Here is a 1,571-nt window from a genome sequence, read left to right on the forward strand (position 1 = left end):
TGTCCGACAGGAGGTCTGCGCGGAATAGGGGTGAAGGCTGACTGGCTACTGAGCCTCAAGGGAGGCAGGGGCCTCCAGCACGAAGTAGACGCAAAAAAGCCGGCTGCGTGTCAGCAGCCGGCGGATGTTGTGGGCCAGGAGTTTGAGGAGGACTTCGGCGCGGACGGTGCTGGGGTGGCGGGAGCTGAGACGACGGAATCGCATGTCGTGCTGCACGGAGGCGAACACCGGCTCCACGGTGGCGATGCGCTGGTTGTAGCGGGCCGCGGCCCCCCGTTGGGACATGCGCAGGAGCATGGCCTGGCGAAAGCGTTCGTACTCCCAGCGCACGGTGAGTTTGCGGCGCAGGCCCTTTGTGCACCGCGGACGCAAGGAGCAGTCCGCGCATCCGACGCCGAAGTAGGCTTCGCACGCGCCAGAAGTATCGCGCACGGGCCCGTGCATGGTGCGCCTCGCCGGACACACCACGGCTCGCTTCGAGGGTTGAAACTCAAAGGCCTCGCGCGGGAGCATGCCGGGTTTGTTGGCCAGCGGGCCCGTCGGGGAGGACTCCTTGAGAAGCACATCCACCCAGGCACGGTTGAGCGTGGCGAAGCGCAAGTCCTCCTCGCTCCAGTAGCCCGCGTCGCCGGCCACCTGGAGTCGCGCCGGCATGGGCAGTCCGGCCTGGTGCAGCACGCGCCGCGCCTCCAGGAGGGCGTGCTCCAAGTGGCCCTTGTCATTGCCCGTGGCCGACAGCAGCACTCCCACCACCAGTCGCTGCCGCGCCCCACTGGAAACCACCGTCACCCGGTGGCCCGGGTGCACCCCATTGCCGGGAAACTGCATCAGCCCCGCGCTGGGGTTGCTGAGCACCACGGTGGCGGCCCCCCGCTCCTGGCACAACTGGACGGCCTGCTGGTGGCGCTGCACCTGCTCCTGGTGCTTCTTTTGCCCTTGCTGCGTCAGCGCGTCAGCGTCCACCTGGGCCAAGGCCTTGAGGCGCTGAAGCGAGTGGCGGTGCACGCGCACCTGGCTGCCGCTGGCGTGCGCCCGCAGACGCACGCTATCGACGGCCAGCGCCTGCTCCTCGATGAGGCCCTCCTGGCAGGCCCACCGGACGGTTTCTTCCAGCGCCGCCAGGAAGAGGGGCCCCTGGCTGGCGCGGAAGCGGTTGAGCACCGAGCGGCTGACGAAGTGGCCCGCGCTCAACAGCCGCAGCGCCAGGTCCGTCCGCAGCGCATGCGCCAGCTGCGTGCCCTGGTGCACGCCAATGAGGCTGCCGTACACCCAGAGCGCCAGCAACTCGCGCGGCGCGTACCCCTTCTGCCCCAACGCCGAGTACCCCGCCTCCACCCGCCCCAAGTCGAAGCGCTTCACCACCTCGCGCACCTTCCGGGCCAGGTGCTCCCGCGGCACCAGTCGCTCCGCCGCGGCAAGCACCTCGCGCTCCGCTCCCTTGAAGCGCGGCGTCGGGTCCTTGGCGACGCGGCGTCTGCTCCGCTGCTCCGCAGACGAGCAGGAGGCTCCCTCTTCTGACGTCATCTCCCTTCTACAGGACCCATCAGATTGCTTATTCCGCGCAACCCTCC

Annotated in this window: 1 protein-coding gene; it reads right to left on the bottom strand. The window is 69.1% G+C overall.

Annotated elements, in window-relative coordinates; genetic code table 11:
* Positions 1-45 precede the first annotated feature (45 nt).
* On the bottom strand, positions 46-1,524 hold the full coding sequence (locus D7Y11_RS42555) for a transposase (RefSeq protein ID WP_120581722.1): 1,479 nt from the start codon (positions 1,522-1,524) through the stop codon (positions 46-48).
* Positions 1,525-1,571 lie beyond the last annotated feature (47 nt).

It is taken from the genome of Corallococcus sp. AB018 (assembly GCF_003986945.1).
Lineage (GTDB): Bacteria > Myxococcota > Myxococcia > Myxococcales > Myxococcaceae > Corallococcus > Corallococcus exiguus.

Excerpts from the sequence above, each read along its gene's own strand:
- D7Y11_RS42555 (WP_120581722.1), bottom strand. The coding sequence starts at position 1,524 with ATGACGTCAGAAGAGGGAGCCTCCTGCTCGTCTGCGGAGCAGCGGAGC.